Genomic DNA, 941 nt, shown 5'->3' with positions numbered 1-941 from the left:
AAAATCCAGTAAATGAGGTGAAGCGAAAATGATCGGTACTGAGGTATTACGGGATCATGGGATAGGATTGGGAAAGTATAAACTGAATAGCCTCATTCGTAACGTAAACCTAAGCAACCCTATTTGGACGTTAAAAGCAAGTTGGGATACAACGTATAGCCGTGGTTCTGAGTTTTTCGTAATGGACAAATGGGGCGGCCAAGTGTATTTTACGAACGATTCACCGCGTAAAGTCTTAGAAAAAAGAAAATTACTAACTGGCGGGCTTTCTTGGAGCATAACGATGCCATCTGCTATCAATGACGTTGTTGTAGATTCAAAAGATAACGTGTGGGTTCTCACTGTTTCAGAGGTTCGCAAATACGACTCTTCTGGTAGCAGCTACACGGACTATAGCAGTAATGGCGGTGGATACCATATCTATGTTGACAGTAGCGATAACGTATACGTGGTAACATTTGGCAAGGTATTCAGTTTAACCAATGCAGGCGTACCGAGGTGGATGCAATCCCTCCCTAATACATCTGGTTCAATAGGCTCTGCTATAGGGACGGAAGGAATATATTTGTTTTGGAGCGCGTCACCAAACGGCGCTCGTAAGTTGAACTTCAAAGGGGAAGTGGTATTAGACGCAACTCTATCATATTCCTATGGTGGCAAAGGAGTAGTATCGAGTGGCGAAATCATTTACTTTCCAACGCAAAGATTAGTAAAAACCTAGAGATATTAGCACGAGTTCCGCAAAGTTTAGGAGGTTATTTCACTAACCTTGTCATAGACGCAAATGATAATCTTTATATTGCCTCTAATTTAGATAATACGCATGTTCTTATGTCGCTCAATAACGATTTGACAAAGAGGGCTTCGCTTCTATTGACCAATACAACTTCATCAAAAGCTCTCGGAATAACCAAAGAAGGTTATTTGATTGTGTCCGATCT

Annotated in this window: 1 protein-coding gene; it reads left to right on the top strand. The window is 41.2% G+C overall.

The window, feature by feature from the left end; all coding sequences use genetic code 11:
• The first annotated feature begins 28 nt into the window (after nucleotides 1-28).
• Nucleotides 29-721 (top strand): hypothetical protein, encoded by a 693-nt coding sequence (locus tag QZ995_RS23665; protein ID WP_301812401.1) that lies wholly within the window; start codon nucleotides 29-31, stop codon nucleotides 719-721.
• Nucleotides 722-941 lie beyond the last annotated feature (220 nt).

The sequence above is a fragment of the Brevibacillus laterosporus genome, assembly GCF_030489605.1.
Classification (GTDB): domain Bacteria; phylum Bacillota; class Bacilli; order Brevibacillales; family Brevibacillaceae; genus Brevibacillus_B; species Brevibacillus_B laterosporus_E.
The sequence above is the reverse complement of the archived record's forward strand: the minus strand, read 5'-3'. Positions and strand labels throughout refer to the sequence as shown.

What these genes read in the sequence shown, in the direction of transcription:
- QZ995_RS23665 (WP_301812401.1), top strand. Translation starts at nt 29, where the DNA reads ATGATCGGTACTGAGGTATTACGGGATCATGGGATAGGATTGGGAAAG.